General features: G+C 50.8%; 17 protein-coding genes and 1 pseudogene. 2 read left to right on the forward strand and 16 right to left on the reverse strand.

The features are described from left to right. Window positions 1–7 precede the first annotated feature (7 nt). From uvrB to ACTRXI_RS12825, 8 genes are all read right to left on the reverse strand, one after another. Window positions 8–1,984: an excinuclease ABC subunit UvrB gene (uvrB, locus tag ACTRXI_RS12790; protein WP_474263075.1), complete on the reverse strand. Its 1,977-nt coding sequence runs from the start codon at window positions 1,982–1,984 to the stop codon at window positions 8–10. 192 nt (window positions 1,985–2,176) lie between these two features. Continuing rightward, window positions 2,177–3,370, reverse strand: a complete 1,194-nt coding sequence (locus ACTRXI_RS12795; RefSeq protein WP_474263077.1) for a hypothetical protein — start codon at window positions 3,368–3,370, stop codon at window positions 2,177–2,179. A 64-nt stretch (window positions 3,371–3,434) separates the two neighbouring features. Next, window positions 3,435–4,895: a S41 family peptidase gene (locus ACTRXI_RS12800; protein ID WP_474263079.1), complete on the reverse strand. Its 1,461-nt coding sequence runs from the start codon at window positions 4,893–4,895 to the stop codon at window positions 3,435–3,437. Between the two features lie 246 nt (window positions 4,896–5,141). Then, complete coding sequence (locus tag ACTRXI_RS12805) at window positions 5,142–6,020, reverse strand: YitT family protein (protein WP_474263081.1); 879 nt, start codon at window positions 6,018–6,020, stop codon at window positions 5,142–5,144. A gap of 69 nt (window positions 6,021–6,089) precedes the next feature. Further along, a protein-coding gene (prfB, locus tag ACTRXI_RS12810) for a peptide chain release factor 2 (RefSeq protein WP_462866311.1) occupies window positions 6,090–7,194 on the reverse strand; the annotation gives its coding sequence in 2 pieces (ribosomal slippage) (window positions 6,090–7,121 and window positions 7,123–7,194; 1,104 coding nt in all). Between the two features lie 90 nt (window positions 7,195–7,284). Continuing rightward, the gene (secA, locus tag ACTRXI_RS12815) at window positions 7,285–9,777 is read right to left on the reverse strand and encodes a preprotein translocase subunit SecA (protein WP_474263083.1); all 2,493 of its coding nucleotides are present in this window, start codon (window positions 9,775–9,777) and stop codon (window positions 7,285–7,287) included. 253 nt (window positions 9,778–10,030) lie between these two features. Then, window positions 10,031–10,627, reverse strand: a complete 597-nt coding sequence (hpf, locus tag ACTRXI_RS12820) for a ribosome hibernation-promoting factor, HPF/YfiA family (protein WP_474263085.1) — start codon at window positions 10,625–10,627, stop codon at window positions 10,031–10,033. A 225-nt stretch (window positions 10,628–10,852) separates the two neighbouring features. Beyond that, the gene (locus tag ACTRXI_RS12825; RefSeq protein WP_474263087.1) at window positions 10,853–12,280 is read right to left on the reverse strand and encodes an NAD-dependent succinate-semialdehyde dehydrogenase; all 1,428 of its coding nucleotides are present in this window, start codon (window positions 12,278–12,280) and stop codon (window positions 10,853–10,855) included. Window positions 12,281–12,805: 525 nt separating this feature from the next. On the opposite strand from ACTRXI_RS12825, the gene ACTRXI_RS12830 reads away from it, so the two are divergent. Further along, on the forward strand, window positions 12,806–13,828 hold the full coding sequence (locus ACTRXI_RS12830) for a DUF6612 family protein (protein WP_474263089.1): 1,023 nt from the start codon (window positions 12,806–12,808) through the stop codon (window positions 13,826–13,828). Window positions 13,829–13,860: 32 nt separating this feature from the next. On the opposite strand, the gene ACTRXI_RS12835 is transcribed toward ACTRXI_RS12830, so the two are convergent. The 7 genes and pseudogenes from ACTRXI_RS12835 to ACTRXI_RS12865 form a co-directional block, all read right to left on the reverse strand. Then, the gene (locus ACTRXI_RS12835; RefSeq protein WP_474263091.1) at window positions 13,861–14,244 is read right to left on the reverse strand and encodes a DUF8042 domain-containing protein; all 384 of its coding nucleotides are present in this window, start codon (window positions 14,242–14,244) and stop codon (window positions 13,861–13,863) included. 96 nt (window positions 14,245–14,340) lie between these two features. Next, window positions 14,341–14,697: a flagellar protein FliT gene (fliT, locus tag ACTRXI_RS12840; protein ID WP_474263093.1), complete on the reverse strand. Its 357-nt coding sequence runs from the start codon at window positions 14,695–14,697 to the stop codon at window positions 14,341–14,343. Further along, window positions 14,697–15,071: pseudogene (gene fliS, locus ACTRXI_RS12845) on the reverse strand (flagellar export chaperone FliS); the annotation flags it as partial. The pseudogene fliS and the gene fliT, both read right to left, overlap by 1 nt. A gap of 173 nt (window positions 15,072–15,244) precedes the next feature. Beyond that, on the reverse strand, window positions 15,245–17,263 hold the full coding sequence (gene fliD / locus ACTRXI_RS12850; RefSeq protein ID WP_474263095.1) for a flagellar filament capping protein FliD: 2,019 nt from the start codon (window positions 17,261–17,263) through the stop codon (window positions 15,245–15,247). A 136-nt stretch (window positions 17,264–17,399) separates the two neighbouring features. Further along, on the reverse strand, window positions 17,400–18,299 hold the full coding sequence (gnd, locus tag ACTRXI_RS12855) for a phosphogluconate dehydrogenase (NAD(+)-dependent, decarboxylating) (RefSeq protein WP_474263097.1): 900 nt from the start codon (window positions 18,297–18,299) through the stop codon (window positions 17,400–17,402). Window positions 18,300–18,321: 22 nt separating this feature from the next. Continuing rightward, window positions 18,322–19,674 carry a GntP family permease gene (locus ACTRXI_RS12860; protein ID WP_474263099.1) on the reverse strand — a complete coding sequence of 451 codons (1,353 nt, stop codon included), beginning with the start codon at window positions 19,672–19,674 and terminating at the stop codon, window positions 18,322–18,324. After that, window positions 19,671–21,248 carry a gluconokinase gene (locus ACTRXI_RS12865; RefSeq protein WP_474263101.1) on the reverse strand — a complete coding sequence of 526 codons (1,578 nt, stop codon included), beginning with the start codon at window positions 21,246–21,248 and terminating at the stop codon, window positions 19,671–19,673. Before ACTRXI_RS12865 ends, ACTRXI_RS12860 begins: the two co-directional genes overlap by 4 nt. Before the next feature lie 186 nt (window positions 21,249–21,434). On the opposite strand from ACTRXI_RS12865, the gene ACTRXI_RS12870 reads away from it, so the two are divergent. Further along, complete coding sequence (locus ACTRXI_RS12870; protein WP_474263103.1) at window positions 21,435–22,289, forward strand: MurR/RpiR family transcriptional regulator; 855 nt, start codon at window positions 21,435–21,437, stop codon at window positions 22,287–22,289. A gap of 431 nt (window positions 22,290–22,720) precedes the next feature. On the opposite strand, the gene ACTRXI_RS12875 is transcribed toward ACTRXI_RS12870, so the two are convergent. Next, window positions 22,721–23,380: an SOS response-associated peptidase gene (locus ACTRXI_RS12875; protein ID WP_474263105.1), complete on the reverse strand. Its 660-nt coding sequence runs from the start codon at window positions 23,378–23,380 to the stop codon at window positions 22,721–22,723. Window positions 23,381–23,413: the final 33 nt, after the last annotated feature.

The following is a 23,413-nucleotide window of genomic DNA, read 5'->3' on the forward strand; positions in this document are numbered from 1 at the left end:
TCGTTGGTCATCCTTCCGCTTTAAGTTCTAATACCATATCGCGCAGTTCCGCTGCGCGTTCAAACTGCAGATCTTTGGCCGCCTGTTTCATTTCGTCTTCCATTTGGTCGATCACTTTTTTCCGCTCCGACTTGCTCATTTTATCGAGAGCCGGTTTATCAATATCGGATGAATCCTCTGAGCTGACCGTTGCCTGGATCAGGGCAGGGATTTCTTTCTGGATCGTTTTTGGTGTAATGCCGTATTTTTCGTTATGCGCTATCTGGATCTCGCGGCGACGGTTCGTTTCACTGATCGCCACATCCATCGACCGCGTGATTTTGTCTGCGTACATAATAACATGCCCGCGGTCGTTCCGGGCAGCACGGCCCATCGTCTGGATAAGGGAGCGTTCCGCGCGCAGAAAGCCTTCCTTGTCCGCATCCAGAATACCTATCAGCGACACTTCCGGAATATCGAGCCCTTCACGGAGAAGGTTAATGCCGACCAGAACATCAAACTGGCCGAGGCGAAGCTGGCGGATAATATCGATCCTCTCGAGCGTTTTAATATCCGAGTGCAGATACTTCACCCGGATGCCGAGCTCTTTTAAATAGTTGGTCAGATCCTCCGCCATTTTCTTGGTGAGCGTCGTTACGAGCACCCGCTCGTTTTGCTCCCGGCGTTCATGAATTTCGCCGATCAGGTCATCGATCTGTCCTTCAATCGGCTTTACTTCCACGGTAGGGTCAAGCAGACCTGTCGGCCGGATAATCTGTTCGATAACTTCCGGTGCGTGTTCAAGCTCATACGGCCCCGGCGTTGCGGAAATGAACATCGCCTGATTAATCCGCTCTTCAAATTCATCAAATTTCAGCGGACGGTTGTCCATCGCAGACGGAAGACGGAAGCCGTGATCCACGAGCACCTGCTTTCTTGCCTGGTCCCCGTTGTACATACCGCGCACCTGTGGAAGCGTAACGTGGGACTCATCCACCACGAGTAAAAAATCATCCGGAAAATAGTCAATCAATGTATACGGCGCATCCCCGCGGTTCCGGAAGGTCAAATGCCTCGAATAGTTCTCGATGCCGGAGCAAAAACCCATCTCCTGCATCATTTCAAGGTCGTAATTAGTCCGCTGTTCGAGCCGCTGCGCCTCAAGCTCCCGGCCATTCGCCCGAAACTTTTCGAGCTGCTCCTGAAGCTCCTGCTGAATATTTTTAATGGCACGCTGCATTTTTTCTTCCCTTGTCACAAAGTGGGATGCGGGGAAAATTGCAGTATGCGAGCGTTCACCGATAACCTCGCCGGTCAGAGCGTCCACTTCAGTGATACGGTCGATTTCATCGCCAAACATTTCAACACGAATGCAGTGCTCGTCTCTTGAAGCCGGAAAGATTTCAACGACATCGCCGCGCACGCGAAACGTCCCGCGCACGAAATTAATGTCGTTACGTTCGTATTGAATGTCTACGAGCTTCCGAAGAATCTGGTCCCGTTCAATCTCCATGCCGGTCCGGAGCGAAAGCACCAGGTCCCGGTATTCCTCCGGAGAACCGAGGCCGTAAATGCAGGAAACACTGGCGACGATAATAACGTCCTCCCGCTCAAATAAGGCGCTCGTCGCCGAGTGCCTTAGTTTATCAATTTCATCGTTAATACTCGCGTCTTTTTCAATAAATTGGTCCGTCTGCGGTACGTAGGCCTCCGGCTGATAGTAGTCGTAATAGCTCACAAAATATTCCACCGCATTGTTTGGAAACATCTCTTTAAATTCATTATATAACTGCCCGGCCAGTGTCTTATTGTGCGCCATGACAAGCGTCGGCCGGTTCACTTCTGTTAACACGTTGGAAACGGTGAACGTTTTGCCGGTCCCTGTCGCTCCAAGCAGTGTCTGGTATCTTTTGCCGTCGCTCAACCCTTGAACCAGCTTTTCAATCGCCTGCGGCTGGTCGCCCGCGGGGTTATATTTACTCGCCAGTTCAAATGTTTCGTTCATATTAGTCCCTCACTTCCTGTCTGCGTTCCGGTCATATGTCTATTTACTATACCACATGAAGATTGGAAAGAAACAACATAAAAACGAACGTATATTCGCTATTATTATTGTACTCCACTCCCCGGCAATTGCAAAGAAAACGACACCCCTCCTATACCATAAAAAAACAGAACCCGGCAGGGGGGTTCTGTTTTACTGGGCCGTATGCATGCTTTCCGGTGCTGTTCGTTCTTTATTAATCATCAATATCCCAAGCTGATGGTGCTGATTACTGTAAAGCGCCGCCTGTGCCTGGCGGAGCTCTCCGTTAATATCCTCCACATCCAGCCGGCAATAGGCGGAATTTTTCTGCACCGCCCGGTAAAGGCTCGCTTCATCATATACTTTTTCGCTGTTCACCCGCCGGATAACCTCGCCTGCTTTAATATGCATGCGGTCTGCCGGAGACTCCGGGAGCACAGCGAGCACGGATATTCCGTCTCCACGGAGCGTATAAAGAAAATTGCTTTTAGCTGAACTGCCGGCAGCAATGGTTACCCATTCCCGCAGCAAAATCAGGACAGCCGTAATTACCGGAATAACCCATCCGCTGTAAAAATAAGCAAGTGCTGCACCGGCGCCGGTAAGGACAGCGATTCGTACAACCCACCATCCGGCCGAACGCACCTGCACCGCTGCCAGACGGTCGAAGGTTTTCATCCGTATGCCGATCACTGCCGGCAGCAAAAGAAGGGAAAAAGCGGTTCCGCCCGGAAGCAGCGGCCACCAGCCTCCTGCCTCAACAGCGCTACCCGGGATAAACAGAAATACCGGGAGCATCCATAGACGGTGCGTGATCTGGCCTCCAATCGGCTTACCGCGGCGACTGACTGTCCGTATCGGAGAAAAGAACTTTGTCCCGTTCCAGACAATCAGTATTCCTTCCGCAAGCGTGAGCACTGCGAGCCAGACCATCAGAGAAAAAGCATCAAAGCCGTTTCCGAGCCAGGCTGCGTCAGAGAAAAACGGCACCGCAACCCCGGCAGCATCAAGTGCCAGAGCAGCTAAAAATGACGTCCCCCACACGTGCAGGGCGGTCAGCCAGCGGTGCAGACCTGATACTGCCAGCAGCGCACTGATCACTATTGCAAGCAGAACTGCTCCCAGAGGCAGTGAGATGCCCGTAACAATGGCGACGACCGAGACAAAAGCAGCGATTACGACCGCCGGAATAACACTCATCGTCAATTCCATCAGCATTGGATACATTTTTGCCTGAAACATTTTACGTTCTCTTTTCACCCGAATATAACCAACCATAAGCATGGCTGCTACTGCTATGTAAGTTAGCGGGTTCAGAAAAAACCACGCTAACGCAGGACCAATTTCACCGATTATTTCCTGCATCCACTATTTCCCCCTTTTCTTTGGGCCGGGCAGAACCCGGCCACCGGTATCATCCAGCTTTCATTTATTGTTCTATGACTGTATCAAGCGCACGCTGCAGCTGCTTATCATTGTCCCGGTTCTGGACATTTTCAAGCACAAAATCATTCAGCGCCTCTGCTGTTTCCGGCGTCAGCGTGCCGGTGGCTTCCAGACCTTCCTGTTCCTCCTGAAAATCCTGTACCGCCGCTTCGGTTTCTTCGCTGTAGTACCCGTCTTCACGTCCCGGATCGAAGCCGGCTCCTTTTAAAAGGGTTTGCGCAGTCGCAATATTTTCTCCAGTCGTATCCGGCTCCAGAGCTTCATCAATGGACAAAATAGAGGCTTGGAAATAGTCGGGCTGCTCCTGCTCAATGGTCGGCTCCACGCCTTCTTCATTGATCCAGTTTCCATCCGGTGTCAGCCATTTGGAAACAGAGAGCTTCACATCACTTCCATCATCCAGTTCCATTACCTGCTGGACCGTTCCTTTGCCGTAGGTGCTCTCTCCTACCAGCTCAAAGCTTCCGGACTCTTTCATTGCAGCTGCCAGAATTTCAGAGGCAGAAACGCTTCCCTGATCAATCACGCCGACCACCGGGTAGTCTTTGTTTTCCTCTAAGGATGAGGTCACCTCTGAAATCTTGCCTTCCCGGTCTTCAATCTCGACTACCGGCTCTCCGCCCGGAATAATCATGCTGCCGATGTCTTCCACCGCGTTCAAATATCCGCCCGGATTGCCACGGACATCAATTACCAGTCCGTCAATGTTTTCACTCTCCACCTGCTCGAGCTGGGTTTCGAATTCATTGGCTGTATTTTCAGAAAATGACGATAAGTTCAGATAACCGATGCTTTCCCCGTCCTGCTCAATCACTTCGCCTTCTACGGTTTCGATCGGAATTTCATCGCGCTCCACTTCAACATTAAAAGGCTCCCCGCTTCCCCGCTGTACGGTGAGGTTCACGTTCGTTCCTTTTTCTCCGCGGATTTTCAGGACTGCTTCATTGAGTTCCAGGTTTTCTGTGCTTTCTCCGTTAATTTCCAAAATATCATCATTTGGCTGAAGCCCGGCGGCTTCTGCTGGAGAATCATCGATTGGAGAAACGATAGTTACCGCGTCCCCGGATTTATTTACTTCAGCTCCAATGCCTTCGAAGGACGACTCCAGTGACTGCGTGAATTCCTGTGCTGTGCTTTCACTCATGTAGCTGGAGTGAGGATCATCGAGTTCTCCGATCATTCCTTCGATAGCCCCCTGCACCAGCGCATCGTCATCCACTTCTGTCATGTATTCGGAGTCGATCAGATCATATACAGAACTGATTTTATTTAAGTCTTCTTCTGACACGTTTTCCGTTCCGCTGTCCGAACCGGATTCGGACAGTGCGGGCGAGGATGTCCCCGACTCTCCTCCCCAGACAGAAGCACCTACGGCCGCGCCTCCAGTCCCGGCTGCCGCTGCTGTGACCAGAATTGCTGCCGTCACTTTGATGTTTTTCTTCATCTATTTCACTCCAGCTTTATTAAAGTCATAACCAAATCATAGACTATACGAAAGAGGAAGCAGCTGCACGAGCTGTTCCTCCGAATCGAAAACGACGAGCCGTCCCTGGGCCTGCGAAGCGGGTCAGTTCGGTGGTGAAATATAACTTTCACCACCGAACTTCCTTACTACCAACGCTCTGCGCTTTTCTTTAGTGTAGCATGAACTTCTATGGTTCTGAAACACAATGTTGGTGCTTCCGCTTTTTTACACAGAGTTGCCTTGATTCTCAAATCCCTGTCCAAGCACTTCTGAAGCGTTGCTCACAACCACAAAGGCCTCGGGGTCCTGCAGCTGGATCACGCGCTTCAGCCGGGTAACCTCCCCACGGTTGACGACGCACATCAGCACCGGACGTGCATCATTAGTAAAGCCTCCGCGTCCTTCGAGTTTGGTTACTCCGCGGTCCACTTCTTTTAAAATAGATTTGCGCACCGTTTCTTCGTGCTTTGTAATCACAAAAGCCACCTTGGCATAGCCCAGACCGGTCTGCACGACATCAATAGTTCTTCCGGTAACAAACAACGAAATAAGGGCATACAGTGCGAACTCCAGGCCAAATATGAACGCCGAGCCCGTAACGATCAGCCCGTCCATAATAAAGACTGAGGTACCGAGCGTCCCCCCGGCGTATTTATGAATAATTTGAGCTAAAAGATCCGTGCCTCCAGTCGAAGCACTCGCTCGAAACACCAGTCCAAGACCAAAGCCCACTCCGATTCCGCCAAACAACGCACCAAGCAGCGGGTCATCGATACCGATGTCCCAGTTCCTCGTGAAATAAACAATAAAGGGCAAAAACAGCGTCCCAATTATTGTTTTTGCCCCGTACTGGAGTCCACCAAGAAGCAGGAGACCGAGAATGAAAAGGAGAACGTTGGTGATTCCTATCGTTACAGCCGGTTCTACGTCCAGCGAAGCCTCCAGCAGAGTCGCAAAACCACTTACCCCTCCGGATGCGATCGAGTTCGGCAGTAAAAAAGCGTTATAGGAAATAGCCACAACGGCTGTTCCGGCAAAAATCTGAAACCCATTGACCCATTTCAACGCTGTTTTTGACATTGGTTTTCTTCTTCGATTTACCATTACACTTCCTCCTTTTGGTTTGACGTAAAAAGAGCCTGCGCGAACGCAGGCTGCTGATTTTGCCCTTTGCTATACCTTCATGCTTGCACGCAGGTACTCATCGATGAACGGGTCAAGATTGCCGTCCATCACTGACTGCGTGTTGCCCATCTCAACATTTGTGCGGTGATCTTTCACCATGTTGTACGGATGGAACACGTAAGAACGGATCTGGCTTCCCCAGCCAATTTCTTTCTGTTCTCCGCGGATTTCATCCATTTCCTGCTGGCGTTCTTCAATCTGGCGCTGATACAGCTTCGCCCGCAGCATTTTCATCGCCTGATCCCGGTTTTTCAGCTGGGACCGCTCGTTTTGGCAGGTGACGATGATGTTTGTCGGCAGGTGGGTGATCCGCACGGCGGAGTCCGTTGTGTTTACGTGCTGACCGCCGGCACCGCTCGCACGGTACGTATCGATTCTCAAATCCTCCGTCCGCACTTCCACTTCTACGGAGTCTTCCATTTCCGGCATGACTTCGCAGGAGACAAAGGAGGTATGCCGGCGCCCGGAGGAGTCAAACGGGGAGATCCGCACGAGCCGGTGCACGCCCTTTTCTGCTTTCAGGAAGCCGTAGGCATTGTATCCCTTAATCATCATAGTGACGCTTTTCAGGCCGGCTTCGTCCCCGGGAAGATAATCCAGGGTTTCCACCGTATAATTTTTCTTTTCTGCCCAGCGGGTATACATCCGGAGCAGCATGGACGCCCAGTCCTGGGATTCGGTACCGCCGGCGCCGGGATGCAGCTCCAGAATGGCGTTGTTTTTATCGTACGGCTCGCTGAGGAGCATCTGCAGTTCAAAATCGTTAATGTCTTTTTTCAGCTGCTTTGTGCCTGATTCGAGCTCTTCTTTTAAATCTTCGTCGTCTTCTTCCTTTACAAGCTCATAGGACACCTCGAGATTTTCGTGCTGTTCTTCGAGCTCGCGATAGCCTTCGGTAATATCCTTTAACGCATTGTTTTCATCAATAACTTTTTTGGAGGCGTCCTGGTCGTCCCAGAAGCCGGGGTGGGTCATCTTTTCTTCGAGTTCGCTTATGCGCTCCCGCTTGGCATCGAAGTCAAAGAGACCCCCTGAAGTCCGCTAATCGCTTAGCCATATTTTCAAGTTCGTTTCGAATTTCTGCCATATCCATGTAAGAAATCCCCTTTCTGAATGTAGGTGGCAAGGAAAAAGCCCGAAGCTAAGCACTTCGGGGCTTGTCCCTCCCGTTTTTCGTTTCTTATTACCTCTTGTTCGGCACCGGCATTTTCCGGTTACCATTTGCCGGCGCTGATTTCTTTTTGTTTTTCGGCTGCTCTTCTTCTGCTTCCTGTTCGTCCTGCCGCACTGCTTTTCCTTTAGCGACTTCCTGGCGCTGCAGGTTCTCTTCGTTCACTTCCGATTTGATTACGTACGTCGCTACTTCTTCCTCAATGGAGGCAATCATGTCTTCAAACATATTAAAGCCTTCGAATTTGTATTCCCGAAGCGGATCATTCTGGCCGTAAGCCCGCAGGTGAATGCCCTGGCGGAGCTGGTCCATCTGATCGATATGGTTCATCCACTTCCGGTCCACCGACCGGAGGAGCAGCACTTTTTCGAATTCACGCATGGACTCTTCGTCAAATTCCTGCTCCTTTGCTTCGTAGTTCCCTTTTGCTGTTTCCCATACCTTTTCGATAACTTCTTCCTGTTCAAGACCTTTAACGTCCTGCTCTGTCAAATCACCTTCATTCAGAACGGTTGTGTTCAGGTAATGAAGCATGCCTTCCAGGTCCCAGTCCTCCGGCACCTGCTCCACCGGCGTGTAGGCTGCAACAATATTTTTCACTGTAGAATCCAGCATACGGAGCACGATGTCACGCAGATTGTCCGACTCGAGCACTTCCATCCGCTGGGCGTAAATAATATCACGCTGCTCGCGCATCACATCGTCGTACTGCAGGATCTGCTTCCGGGAGTCATAGTTGGCGCCTTCCACCCGCTTTTGCGACTGTTCCACCGCGCGGGTAACCAGCTTGCTTTCGATCGGCTGATCTTCACTCATTCCGAGGCGCTCCATCATACTGCTCATATTATCAGAGCCAAACCGGCGCATCAGTTCATCTTCCATGGATAGGTAAAACTGGGAAGCACCTGGGTCTCCCTGACGTCCGGCACGCCCGCGGAGCTGATTGTCGATACGGCGGCTTTCATGCCGTTCGGTACCGATTACAAATAGTCCGCCAAGATCCGGAACATCGTCTCCGAGCTTGATGTCGGTACCACGGCCGGCCATGTTGGTTGCAATAGTGACAGCCCCGCGCTGCCCGGCATTTTCAATGATTTTCGCTTCGTTTTCGTGGTTTTTTGCGTTCAGGATGTTGTGAGGAACGTTTTTCTTTTTCAAGTACCGGGAGATCAACTCGGACGTATCAACGTTAACTGTACCGACGAGCACAGGCTGGCCTGTTTCGTACAACTCAGCAATCCTGTCGGCAGCTGCACGGAATTTCGCTTCCCGGGTTTTAAAAATCAAATCGGATTTATCTTCACGGACGACCGGTTTGTTGGTAGGAATCGACACGACATCCGTGCCGTATATATTGCGGAATTCCTCTTCCTCTGTTTTTGCCGTACCGGTCATACCGCCAAGCTTCTGGTACATCCGGAAGTAGTTCTGGAACGTAATTGAAGCGAGGGTCATGCTTTCCTTCTGCACCCGCATGCCCTCCTTCGCTTCAATGGCCTGATGCAGGCCTTCACTGTACCGGCGGCCAGCCATCAAACGTCCGGTAAACTGGTCCACGATGACTACTTTTCCGTCCTGCACCACATAGTCCTCGTCGCGGTGCATCGTTACATGGGCTTTTAATCCCTGATTGATATGGTGCAGCAGCTGCACGTGCTGCTGATCGTATAAATTCTCTATCTGAAACGCTTTTTCCGCCCGGGTAACGCCTTCATCGGTCAAAAGCACCGTTTTGGTTTTTTCATCGATCGTGTAGTCCCGCTCTTCCTTCAGCCGGCTCACAAATACATTAGCCGCAGCGTAAAGCTTGGTCGACTGCTCCACCGAGCCTGAAATGATCAGCGGCGTTCTCGCTTCATCGATCAAAATCGAGTCAACTTCGTCGACGAGGGCAAAATGAAGCGGGCGCTGCACCATTTGTTCCTTGTACAGAACCATATTGTCCCGCAGGTAATCAAAGCCAAATTCATTATTGGTCCCGTACGTAATGTCAGCCAGATATGCTTCCCGCTTCGCTTCTTTACTCATATCTTTTAAATTCAGGCCGACGGTCAATCCGAGGAACTGGTAAAGCTCTCCTAAAGTCTCGCTGTCACGCTTGGCCAGATAGTCGTTGACGGTAACAACGTGCACGCCTTTGCCGGTAATGGCGTTTAAGTAGACCGGCATGGTTGCGACCAGGGTTTTCCCTTCCCCGGTTTTCATTTCCGCGATATCGCCGTCGTTTAATACGATGGCACCCATCAGCTGTACGCGGAAGGGAGTCATTCCCAGCACACGTGTCGATGCTTCTGCTACAACCGCATAGGCTTCCGGCAATAGCTGTTCAAGCTTTTCACCCTGCTGATAGCGTTCTTTAAACTCTTCTGTCTTACGGGCAAGGTCTTCATCGCTCAAAGCCTGGATGTCTTCATAAAAAGCCTCTATTTTTTCCGCTTTTTTCTCCAGTTTTTTTACATATTTTTGGTTTGTATCTCCAATGACTTTCTTCAATAAACCTCTCATGGTTTAATCATCGTCCTCTCTTTCGTACCATCTAGCCGAAATACGATTGACGCGCATAGTTGTTTTAATTGATAGTAAGGGCTCGAAGCCTAATTTATCTGTCGTTTTACATATATAAATGGATCGTTGTATTTCTAAGCATCACCGTACATTTTAACAGTATTCCGCTATTGTTACAACGAGTACCCGTACTCCCGGAAAAACTAAAACAAGCCCTGCGCATTACCCGCACAGGGCTTGTTGATTCACATAATTATTCTTCCGGCTCAATCAGGCCGTAGCGCCCGTCGCGGCGTTTGTATACGACTGATGTGTCACCGCTGACAGAGTTAGCAAAGACGAAAAAGTTGTGGCCGAGCATGTCCATCTGAAGGATTGCTTCTTCCGTATCCATCGGCTTTAAATTAAACCGTTTGGTCCGGACGATTTCAAGGCCGTCATCTTCCTCTGTCACTTCATCCGTTAACGGAGCTTCTTTCACCCCGCCATTGGCAATTTCCTCATTTAATTCTTCAATATTGGTTTTAAATACTTCCGATGTTTTGCCGTTTTGGCGGAACTTGCGATTTACTTTTGTTTTATATTTTCGAATCTGCCGTTCGAGCTTGTCCGTCGCAAGGTCGATCGCCGCATACATATCCGTATGCGTTTCTTCTGCGCGGAGCAGCAGCTGCGGCATAGGGATGGTCACTTCTAAAATTTTCTCACTGTTTTGAACTTCCATATTTACATGGACGTCCGCCACAGGGGTTGTATCAAAGTAACGTTCAAGCTTGCTCACTTTCTTTTCTACGTAACCTCGAAGAGCTGGAGTCACCTCTAAGTTTTCCCCGCGAATGTTAAAGTTCATCAAGTGAACCCCTCCTTATCGTTATGTGTCTACTTTCTATATTCCTTTTGCAGAATCCTTTTCAAACAACAAAATTTTTTTAAAAAGTGAAAAGAATGTGGCATAACAAAAGGGTCTCAGGACTTATGAAACAGATAAAACCCTTTTAAATGTAAGCGCTGGCTCAACCAAAAATTTCACATAAAAAAGCTGCGCCGGATCGTTCCGGCGCAGTCTGTATTTCTATTATAATCCCATTGAAATATATTTGGTTTCAAGAAACGGCATAATGCCCTGACGTCCGCCCTCGCGTCCGATACCGCTCTGCTTCCAGCCGCCAAACGGCGCCTGGGCGGCCGAAGGGCCACCGTCGTTCCAGCCGACAATACCGTATTCGAGTCCTTCGGCAATTTTCATGCCCCGGGACATGTTTTCGGTAAAGAAGTACGAAGCAAGACCGAACGGCGTCGTGTTCGCGAGCTTGACACCTTCTTCATCACTGGTGATTTTCTGCACCGGTGCCACCGGACCGAACGTTTCTTCGTGCATGATAATCATGTCATGGTTGACGTCACGGAGCACGGTCGGTTCAAAGTAATAGCCGCCGTCCTTTTCATAACCGTTGCCGCCGGTTACAACTTTTGCGCCTTTATCGACGGCATCCTGCACGTGACGTTCAACTTTGTCGTATGCGTCTTTATCAATCAGCGGGCCGACCTTCACGTTTTCGTCCATACCGTCGCCGACCTTCAGGTCCTTGCATGCCTCCGCAAATTTTCCGACAAACTCTTCGTATACCTTTTCATCGGCATACACACGGTTGACGCAGATGCATGTCTGTCCGGACGCACGGAATTTTGAGGCCACGACGCCATTGACCGCTTTTTCGATGTCTGCATCGTCAAGGACGAGTGCAGGCGCATGGCCGCCGAGTTCAAGCGACAGCTTTTTAATATCCTGGGCGCCCTGCTCCATCAAATTGCTTCCGACTTCGGTGGAGCCGGTAAATGTAACCTTACGGACTTTTTCGTTCGACATCAGTTCATTGCCAATCGCCGACGAGCTCTGGCCGGTAACCAGGTTGATAACGCCTTTTGGTACGCCCGCTTCTTCACATATTTCCACGAAACGAACGGCGGACAGCGGCGTATTCTTTGCTGGCTTCAGCACGATCGTGCAGCCTGCAGCAAGAGCTGGTCCTACTTTACGGGTGATCATTGCCTGCGGAAAATTCCACGGGGTAATCGCGCCGACAACGCCGACTGGCTGGTGAATCACCATCAGCCGCTTGTTTTCCGAACCGGATGGAATGGTCTCCCCGTATACCCGTTTTGCTTCGTCTGCGTACCATTCAATAAAGGAGGCTGCATAGGCTACTTCGCCTTTTGCCTCCGCAAGTGGTTTACCCATTTCCTTTGTCAGCAGCTCGCCGAGTTCATCCTGGCGCTCCATCATGAGGGTGTGAATCTTGCGGAGAATGTCTGCCCGTTCGTACGCCGTCGTCTTCGACCAGGAATCAAACGCCTCGTGGGCGGCATTAATTGCTTCCTTTGTTTCCGCTTCGCCTGCGTTAGCCGTCTCTCCCACTACTTCTCCGTTTGCCGGATTCACAACATCAATGGTTCCTTCGTCTGCCTGTTTCCATTCACCGTTAATATATATTTTTCCAAACATACCATTATTACTCCCTTTCATGCGGAATGTGCATCGTTCGTTCTATACCCGCAATTCTCAATTATTATTCTGCTCATTTATAAATCAGACGCTCCCTATTTTAGAATAGGACACGAGCAGGAGCCCCTATTTCAAAATAAAGCCTAAAAGCTCGTCTCCCCTTGTATTCCGGTGCTCCGGAACATATGATAGTACCAGGCAGCAGCACTTCGGCTGCTTACTCTTCTACATATTTCCCCTTATACCTCTGACAGCAGCAACCTCCCACACTGTTCTGTCCGTCCAGGCGCCGCTCCCCTTGTCTAAGCGGCCGTCCCGGGCACCAGAAGCCCGGCATCCGCCGGGTTTCTTTCTTATGGTCTCCTGTTCCCGAGGACACTTTCCACTACACAGTCCATATCTGTTCCACCCTCTCTGGAAAGCGGTGGAAGACAACCGTGAACGAGGTCTTATTCTTTTTTGTGTAAAAGTGTGGTATTCTTAAAAAATATGTAAAATGAATTTTAGATGGAGGTCGGAGGTTCCATGAGGAAGTCTTTTGGCGTACTTCTCGTTTCTTTAAGTCTCGTCCTTCCGATAGGATGTTCATCCATTGACAATGAACCAGATCCCACGGAAAATCAAGCTTCAGATGAGGAACCGGCTTCTGATGAGGTTCTTTCTGAAAGTATTGAATATATGCAGGAATTAGACCGTTATTCTATTAATATAAACATGAACCAGACCATCGGCCCGGCCCAGGAAGAGCCGGTTACCAATGAGCTCACCTCCCATGTGGAAGTCGGTACCGATCCGTTCGCCTATCATGAGTCTTCGACACTGCAGACGACCGAGCAGGAGCCCAAGGAAATCGAGCGCTACCTGACGGCCGAAGGCTTTTTTACGTATGATTCTGCAGAGGAAGAATGGATCAAGTATCCGGATGAATTCACCGGTGATTTGAGTGCTTCAAGTCAGTCCATCGGCGAACCATCGGCTGTGCTGGAGCTGATCGAAGCTTACGCTACAGATTTTCAAATGGACGAACAGGAGTCGGAATATGTGATCGAGGCGCGAGGGCGTTCCGATCAAATGCGTGAGCTCGTGAAGAGCACGGTTGGTTTCACCAATGAAGATTTTGACAACTTAATTGACGACATGCTGTTTGCCGGGAGCCTGGAAGATACTGTCTACACTATTATTATCGATAAGGACTCGATGCAGACTAAAAGCATTCAGGCAGATTTTAAAATTGCCATGAATAACAGTCAGACTCCGCAGACTGCTTCCTCCACTCAGTCCCTCACGTTCGCCTATGATGAGGTAAACAATGAGCAGACAATCAGTGCTCCTTCCAACGTCATCGCTACGGCGGAAGAGCTGAACTTTGAAAATCTGCAGGAGTGGGAGGAAGGTGAACGGTTCAGCCAGATTGAAGGCCAGAGTATTTCCGAGCTCATGTATCCGGACCGCCAGCCGGCGAATTGGATTATTGATCACGGCTCTCTGCCGACGCTTGAACAGAGGCTGGGGCTGCCGCCTCTTTCCGAACAGGGCAGCGACGAATAAATAAACAGGCAGGGAGCCGGCTCCCTGCCTGTTTATTTACGCGCGAGTGCTGTCACCCGCAGCTTCCAGCGTTCAAGCACCGGCATATATACCGAAGCAACGTATCGCATCTTTTCGGCGCTGCTCATCGCTTCTGCATCTATCAGGCCCCGCACTTCTTCCGTTGCCTGCTCGAAAGCTTCAAGATCCTGCTTCCATTCTTCCTCCTGTCCAAACAGATACGCCATCGTCACTGTCTGCGAGGAAAACAGCGAGGACTCCCTGGTCGTGCTGTCGAGCAGCCGGTCTCCGTTTTCTTCAAACCCTTCCCGGTAAAAGCCTGTCACCTGTACCATACTTTCCTGCACCATCTGCAGCCAGTCGCTGTACTGCTCCAGAAATGTTGCTTCTGCCCTGCGGAGATGTTCGCTCATCATTACCTGCCCCTTTTTTATCCTTTAAGCCGTTTATAACATAATCGAAGCACGCATACATAAAATAACCTTCAGGTCGAGGCCTGAAGGTTTTACGTATTAGTTTTTGCTGTCGAAAAAATAGGCTGAAGCCGTGGCGCCGGTTTGCTCATATTTTCCTATATGGCGGCGTTTTTGACGGCTTCCCTGCAGTTCCGTGCGGATCACCTGTTTCCAGCCGGCTAGCCGGTCGTCAATATAAAGATTCATTTTGACCGTCTCTTCCCCGAGTTGACGCTCGGCCTCTGACCATTCCTCTACTGGCGGCAGGTCCTTCAGCTGTCTGTCCCGTGCCTGCAGAAAAAGATCTACGCTCTCAATGTACTCATCCCTTGGCTGTTCATTCTCCGGCATGGGCTGCGCCACTTTCTCGTACAGCTCCCGGGTGGTGACATACAGTTCACGGATTACACTCATTATACTCGGCCGCCTTCACGGAAACGGCTCTCCCGGTCTTTTTGCATCGCCTGCTTCCATGTGTCGCGGAACTCTTCGACAAGTCCGTACACTTCCCGCAGAGCGTCTGTGTCATTACTGACATTCGCTTCGATCAGGCGGCGGTACATGTAGTCATACATCTGCATCATGCTGCTGCCAAGATCGCTGTCCGTTTTCAGCGTAATCATCAGCTCTCCGATAATGTTTTGGGCCCGAATCATCAGCTTGTTTTTTTCTTCAACCTTTCCTTCATTCATCGCCTTCTCCGCTTTTTGGAGAAATTTCAGGCAGCCGTTGTATAAAAGAAGCGTGAGCTCTCCCGGTGAGGCGGTCTGCATTGCCTGCTGCTGGTACGGATTCGTTTTGACCGGTGCCGGCTTCGGAGCAGATGCTGCCTGTTTTGGCCTGAATGTTTTCTGCGGCTTCTCTTTATCCGGTGCAGTCGTCTGCTTCATTGCCTGCTGGTACATTGCCTGTGCCTGGTTAAAACTCATATGTTTTCTTCCTCCTCAAGAAGGTGCTGTTGTTACTGGCCGTTGTTCATAAACTGCATCAAATAGTTGGACTGCGAATTGGCCTGGCTCATTGCCTGCTCCATCGCTGTAAATTGGCGGTAATACCGGTTTTCCACTGATGCCATCCGGTCCTCAAATTGGGCAATACGGTCGTCGATGTTTTCCATATTGCGGCCGAGCGTAAACTGGTGCGGAAGCAGCTTGCCTTTGTAGCCCCCGGCCCGTTCAGCAAGAGCGGACACGCCGTTGTCGAGCGTTTCCCTCATCCGGCGGGCAAGTCCCTGGGTTTCGGTTGTTGAGCCGCTCGCGGCAAACAGCTGGTACACCCCTTCACTGTCATCTTCAATCGCCTGGCGCAGCTTGTCTTCATCGATTTCGAGCTTGCCGTTGTCGGTGTAGCTCGAACTTGTCGTAATGCCGATCGAATAGAGCGTATTGTATGCTGAATCGGTGCCCCCCACCTGCTCGTACAAAAGCGAACGCATATTGTTCATCACATTCGAAATGGAGCTGTCGCTGCGGAGCAGGCCGCTGCGGGCTTTTTCTTCCCACATTTCGATTTCTTTTTCGCTCATCTCTTCTTTCTGCTCGTCACTGAGCGGCTTAAAGTCCCGGTTTACCTTTTCGTTCAGCTTCCCGTTCACGTCTTCAACGATCTTATTATACTCTTCAACAAATCCTTTAATCGTGTCCATGACACCATCGGTATTTGTATCCGATCCAAGCGTTACCGCGCCGTCTGCTTCAGTGAACGTTTCTTTAAGCGTGATGCTCATCCCGTTTACGTCAAACGTGTTTTTCGCACGCTCGGTTTCAAGTCCGTTCATCGTAAACACAGCATTCTGTTCGCCCTGGTTGGACTCACCCTCGACATTATTCAGACCCAAAGTGTTATTGAAAAAGTCACCCGAAAAAAGCATTTCATCGCCGTTTTTGTTAAAGTCACCGGTCTCCGAACGGGTGAGCGCTGCTTTACCCGAATGCTCATCGTAAAATGCACTCACTCCTGCTCCGGACGAGCTGATCGCGCTCATAATGTTATTCATCGACTGCGCGCTCGTGAACGTAAATTTGTTTTTCTGTTCGTTTCCGTTTTTATCAAAGGTCGTAATGGTATTTGTGGAATACTGCTGGGTGAATGTCGCTTCAATCGTTCCGGTGGCCGCTTCACCGAGCGTCACTCTTCCTGTTTTCGTATCCACGTAGGCTTCGTCTGCCGCGAGCTCCTGTTCCGGATCCGTCACAATTGTCAACGCATTACCACCGTCTATAGTGATGTTCAGCTTATCCGGATCAATCGCGCCTTTACCGAACGAAAAAGAAGAGGTGGCTGTAGCCGCTTCAATTGTTTTGGTTTCATCTACCGCTGCATACTGCACGCTGATGCTTTTGCCGCTCGTTACCGCCGAACCAAATTCCAGATCAATCTGGTCGCCATTAAAGCTGGCGCGCACCTGGCCGGGCTCGAGCGGATCCGTGCCGGTCACTACCTCATACTGTTTTCCGCTCACCTTCACGATCATGTCGTCCGTGTTTTGTTTAAGATTGCTGCCTTCCACGCTGTAGGACGTACCGCCGTCGGCGTTAATCGTTTTGCTTTGAATCACACCTTCGCTCCACTGCGGTGCTTTTCCGTCTGCAAATGTCTGGCTGCCAACCGCTTCCGTAGCGGAAAAATCAGGCCCGGTCGCTCGTTCCGAGCTGCTCTGCGACGCTGATTTGGCCAGCTGCTTTACCTCGCTGATCGAATAGGTGGCATTACCGGCATCCGCTGACGCCTTGGCACTCACGCGGCTGTCATTAGTGGACGTCGCTGAGCGGTCTGTCATCGACGATTTTTTCATAATCGAATCAAAAATCGTGTTCCGGAAATCAAAAAACTGCTTGTTTACATCCTGATACATTTCCGTCTGCCACTCGAGCGTCTGTTTCTGCTGATTCAGTTTATTGATCGGCTGGCGCTCCGCCCGCATTAAATCCTTTACTGTCTGGTCAATATCCATTCCTGAAGCAAACCCGGATACTCGCATAAATGATAGGCTCCCTTCTGCCGTTTTCTTCGTTACTGTTACTATCGGAAATACTTTAAGGCAGTTGAAGCATTTGCCGCAGTTTTTCTAAAATATGAAAAAAGACCCGGATACCATCCGGGCCTCTGGGACATTGCTATTCACTTTTTTCTACGGCATGGCCGCCGAAGCCTTTACGGAGGGCAGCCACCACTTTGCCATTAAAGGTATCGGTTTCCTGCGAACGGTAGCGCATCATGAGCGATAGCGCAATGACCGGAGTTGTTGCCTCGTATTCGAGCGCGGACTCCACGCTCCACTTGCCTTCGCCGGACGAATGCATCACGCCGCGGATGTCGTCGAGTCTTGCATCGCCGCGGAAGGCTTCCTCCATCAGCTCCATCAGCCAGCCGCGGATGACCGAGCCGTTGTTCCAGACGCGGGCGACCTGCTCGTAATCATAGTCGAACGGACCCTTTTCAAGCAGTTCAAATCCTTCGCCCATCGCGGCCATCATGCCGTACTCGATGCCGTTATGCACCATTTTCAAGTAGTGGGCGCTGCCGCCTTCCCCGGTGTAATGGTAGCCGTTTTCCACCGACAGGTCTTCCATCAGCGGCTCGAGCACCGGGAAGATGTCCTTGCGTCCACCGATCATCAGGCAGGCGCCGTTTCTTGCACCGGAAATGCCGCCGCTTGTGCCGACGTCGAAAAAGTGGACGCCCCTTGCTTCAAGTGCTTCATAATGAGCCAGTGTCCGCTTGTAATGGGAGTTGCCGGCATCGATTAAAATATCACCTTCGTCAAGGTACGATGCCGTTTCGGTAAGCACCTGATCGGTCGCATCCCCGGCCGGCACCATCACCCAGATGATGCGCGGCTTCGGAAGCTGATCCACCAGCTCCTGCAGGGAGGCGGCTGTGCTCCCCCCGTCACCCTTAAAGCTTTCGCGAAATTCTTCGGACAGGTCATAGGCAACAACGTCGTGATTTTTGTCAAGCATCTGCAGGCCGATATTATACCCCATTTTTCCTAACCCAATAATTCCTGCTTTCATGTTCTCCACTCCTCTTTTCTATTTATACGAAGATACTTAAAATCAGTGCCACACCAAAACCAACAAAACCGATAATTGTTTCCATAACGGTCCATGTCTGGAGCGTTTGTTTTTCATTCAGGCCGAAGTACCTGCTGACCAGCCAGAACCCGGAGTCGTTCACGTGGGAGAAGGCTGTGGCACCGGAAGCAATTGTAATAACAAGCAGACCGAGCATTGCCTCGCTGACGTCATATGTCTCCAGCAGCGGCGCTACAAGGCCGGCAGCTGTTACCATCGCAACGGTCGCAGAGCCCTGGGCTACACGGACAAGAACAGCTGTGATAAAGGCAAAGACAAGAATTGGCATGTTCGCGTTTTCCATCGCGTTTGCGAGTACATCGCCAACGCCTGACTGGATCAGCATTTCACCGAATACACCACCGGCACCGGTAACAAGAATGATAATACCCGCCGGCTCAAGGGCTTTCGTTGTAATCTGCTGAACTTCCTGCTTCGAGTAGCCCCGGCGGATACCGAATACATAAAATGTTAAAAGTGCTGCAACAGTTAGTGCAAAGAATGGATCCCCGATAAAGGACAGTATTTCATATGCTGTGCTGTCTTCTGCGAGGAAAACCCCGGATCCTGTGTTAAGCAGAATCAGCACAAGCGGGAGAAGGATGATAGCGAGAACGCTGCGGAAGCTTGGCAGCTCGCGGTCGTACTCGACGTTTCTCATCTGCTCCATCATGTATTCCGGAACACCGATATCGATTTTTTTCGCCATGTATTTACCGAACAATGGACCAGCAATGGCTACTGCCGGAAGGCCGGCAATTGTACCAAACAGAATGACCCAGCCGAGATCCGCGCCGATGATCGAAGCAACCGAAATCGGTCCCGGCGTTGGCGGAATAAAGCTGTGCGTCACGGCAAGACCAGCTACAAGCGGAATACCGTAGTATACGAGTGATTTTTTCGTTTTACGGACAAGACTGTACACAATTGGAATTAAAATAACAAGTGCAACGTCTAAAAAGACGGGAATCGAAACGATAAAGCCTGTAAGTGCAAGTGCCCAGCTGACGTTCTTTTCTCCAAATTTATCAACAAGTGTCAGTGCCAGACGTTCTGCGCCCCCGGACACCCGGAGCATTTCCCCAAACATGGCCCCAAGGCCGATCACGACGGCAATAAATCCGAGGGTGCCGCCCATCCCTTCTTCGATGGTCGTTATAATTTCACTTGGCGGCATGCCGACGGCAATACCGACGAGGAAGCTGACAAGAAGCAGGGCGATAAAGGCCTGCAGCTTCGTCTTCATAACTAAAAATAACAGTGCAACAATTGCTAATACGGCTACAATAATGAGCCACGGTGCTGAAGTCGTCATAGTATTTCTCCTTTTTCAGTTGATAGTGTGCGTTTGCCTTCTGCGTGTGCACGCTGCACGTCGGCAATCGCGGAAAATTCAGATTGAAGATTGCGTGCAAGCCGGAGAAAAATCGGCTTCAAGTCCCGGTATGCTGTCACGTTATCCATAATTGGGGACTGCCGTGTTTCGATCGGGATCAGCTCGTGAATCGTATCCAGGCTGTCCTTTTGCCCGGTGGCCGTCATGGCGAGCCAGGCGGCGCCGAAGCAGGCACTCTGGTGGCTGTCCGGAACGACAATGTCGCTTTCGAATATGTCGGCCATCATCTGCTTCCACAGTTCCGAACGGGCAAAGCCGCCGTTGGCACGGAATTCTTTAATGTTGATCCCGGCTTCAATTAATGCCACTACTACAGCGTACATCTGCATCATGACGCCTTCCATAACGCTCCGGACCATCTGTTCGCGCCCGTGGTGCAGCGTCAGGCCGAAAAATACGCCCTTCGTATCGCTGTTCCAGAACGGGGCGCGTTCACCAGTCATGTACGGAAGAAACAGCAGACCGTCGGAACCAGGCATCACGCTTTCTGCCATTTCCGTCAGCACGTCGTAAGGATCTGTACCATTTTTGCGGCATTCTTCCTTTAGATCCGGCATGATTTTGTCCCGCATCCAGCGAAGCGCTATACCGCCGTTGTTGATCGGACCGCCGATCACCCACAGGTCATCGGTCAGTGCGTAGCAGAATATTCGTCCCTTCGGATCCGTGTACGGCCGGTCGATGACCGTGCGTATCGCTCCGCTTGTACCGATCGAGCAGGCAACCACGCCTTCCTCAAGCGCCCCGGAGCCGACGTTTGCAAGCACTCCGTCGCTTGCCCCAATGACGACTGTTGTCGTTTCCTGTAAATGCAGCCGCTTACAAACATCTTTGTTTAAATCACTGCGCTTGTACGTCGTACTCACCGGTCGGGACAAATGATTTTCCGTAATACCGGCAAGAGCCAATGCTCTGTCGTCCCACTCTTTTTTATGAATATTGAAAAGGCCTGAAGCGGAAGCGATGGAGTAATCAACGATGTATTCCCCGAACCATTTATGAAAAAGAAATTCCTTCACCGAAATCCATTTCGCTGCCTTTGCGGCAATTTCTTCCCGGTGCTTCTGGAACCACATAACTTTCGTCAGCGGCGCCATTGGATGAATCGGAGTGCCGGTCCGTTCAAAAATGTCCTGCCCGTTTTCGGCTTTTACTGTTTCGGTTTCGTGCACCGACCGCTGATCCGCCCAGGTGAGTGCCTGTGTGAGCGGCTCACCGTTTTCATCTACAGCGAGTATGCTGTGCATCGCTGCACTAAAGCCGATTGTGCCAATATGTTTTCCTTCTTTCGCAACGTCTTCGACGACGTTTTTCAGCGTCTGTTCGACGGCGCGAAGAATTTCGTAGGGGTCCTGCTCCTTCCAGGCCGGGTCCGGAGAATAAATTGGATATTCAAGCTCCCGTTCCGCCCAGATCCTTCCGTCTGTATCGTACGCCAGCGTTTTTGTGCTCGTTGTGCCTATGTCCACGCCGGCTGTAAGTGACTCAGCCATAACATTTACTCCCTCGCTTTCGCTAACGCTTTCAATTGATGAAAATATTTTTCTCATTTCGTTATTATACGTGAAATAAAATTCTATGCAAGCGTTTTAAGAAAATTTTTTTCGTTCATTTTAATAGCTAAGTGAAATTTATTCCTTTATGATAAAGGTAAGACTTTTTTTACCGGAGGGATACTCATGGCTACCGAAACGACTCACGTCCGCCAGCGGATCCAATCGCTGTACAACAGTTTTAGTGATAAAGAAAAGCAAATCGCCGACTATATGCTGCAAAATCCCGAAACCATCGTCCATTCGACCATCAATCAGGTAGCCGACCAGCTTTCCCTGGCAGACGCTACCGTGTTCCGTTTCTGCAAGCGGCTCGGCTTTAAAGGCTACCAGGCGATGAAAATCGCGCTCGCTTCTGACATTATCGAACCGATCGAAGACATTCATGAAACGATCCAGGAAAGCGACACCGAAGCAGAGATTATGTCCAAGGTATTTCAAAGCAATAAAAATGCGCTCACCTACACCCAGGAGGTGCTTGATGAAAACACCGTCCGCCAGGCGGTCGAGTACCTGCTTGAAGCATCAGAGCTCCATTTTTATGGAAGCGGCGGCTCCGGCGTCACTGCGCAGGACGGCCAGCACAAGTTTATGCGCACGGGACTTCCTAGCCACGCATATACCGATGCCCACTGGCAGGTCATGGCTGCCTCCCAGCTGAAGCCAGACGACGTAGCGATTGTAATTTCGCACTCGGGGGCCAATGAAGACGTCCTCGAAGCGATGGATGTGGCCAAAGAACAGGGCGCACGCATTATCGCTATTACAAGCTATGCCAAAACGCCGATAAGCCAGAAGGCCGACCTGACGCTGCAGACCATTTCCCGCGAAACCGAATACCGCTCCGAAGCGCTCGCCTCCAGGCTTGCCGAGCTCTCGCTCCTCGACGGCCTGTATGTAAATTACTGCATCAAGAAGAAAGACCAGGCACAGGAAGCTGTGGCTAAAATGCGCAAAGCCGTCGCACGGAAAAAGGTGTAGGAAAAGCGGAGAGCGTTCGGTCACCACCCGGGACGGCTCGCCGTTTTCAGTCGGCTTGAGACGAAGTCACAAACGAACTGAAAATGCGAATGGACCCGGGTGATAACGCTCAGAGCTGGACAGCAGGAAAAGCGGAGCCACCCTTGTTGGAAGGAAGTTCGATGAAAGACGTCACTTTCGTGACAACATCGAACTGACCTGCTACGCAGGCCCCAGACGGCTGGCGTAATCCTGGCTGGAAGCGTCGAAAGACGGTGAAGTCAGGATGCAGCCAATGGACTGGACGGCTAGGTGGCGAAGCTGGACAGCGAGAAAATCGGAGCCGCCCTTGCTGTAATAAAGTTCAGTGAAAGTCGGCACCAACGGATGCAGACTTCAACCAAAAAGAGCCCGGCTTCTCCTTTGTTACAGGAAAAGCCGGGCTCTTTGTTTTACCCCGAGCGTTCGATTAATGCAGCATGATTATGTTTTGGACTGTTTACTTCTGTGCTTACGGGATACATCGTCATCCGGGAAGCGTCGAATGGCTGAAGCAGTGATTTCAACACTTGTTTGTCAGTTTCATGCGGATCAAGCCAGGTTTTTCGTGCGGCTTCATCCAGAATCACCGGCATCCGATGGTGAATACTCTTCATTAAGTCGTTGGCTTCGGTCGTAATGATCGTGCAGGACGTGATCGTTTCATCTTCGCCTTCCCACCTGTCCCACAGGCCGGCGAACGCAAACAACGCTTCGTTGTCGACCGTTATCCGGTACGGCTGCTTTGTCCCGCCTTCCCGGTCCCATTCATAGAACCCATCGGCAATAACCAGGCAGCGCCGGCGTTCAAGCAGGCGGCGGAATGCTGGCTTGGTGTCCACGCTTTCTGCCCGGGCGTTGATCATTTTATGCCCAATTTTCTTATCGTCTGCCCAGGAAGGAATCAGCCCCCACTGCAGCCAGCCGGCTTTTGTCTGTTCAGTGGAGGACGCCACGGCCAGCACTTTCTGTGAAGGCGCGACGTTATAGCTCTCCTGCCCTTCCGGAAACGCTGCATCAAAGGCCTGTTCCAACGCCTCTTTAGAATGAACCAGGGTGTATCTTCCGCACATTACGGGACACCTCCTTTTACGGCTTATGTACCC

The sequence above is a fragment of the Marinococcus sp. LNHM4E3-1 genome (assembly GCF_056034405.1).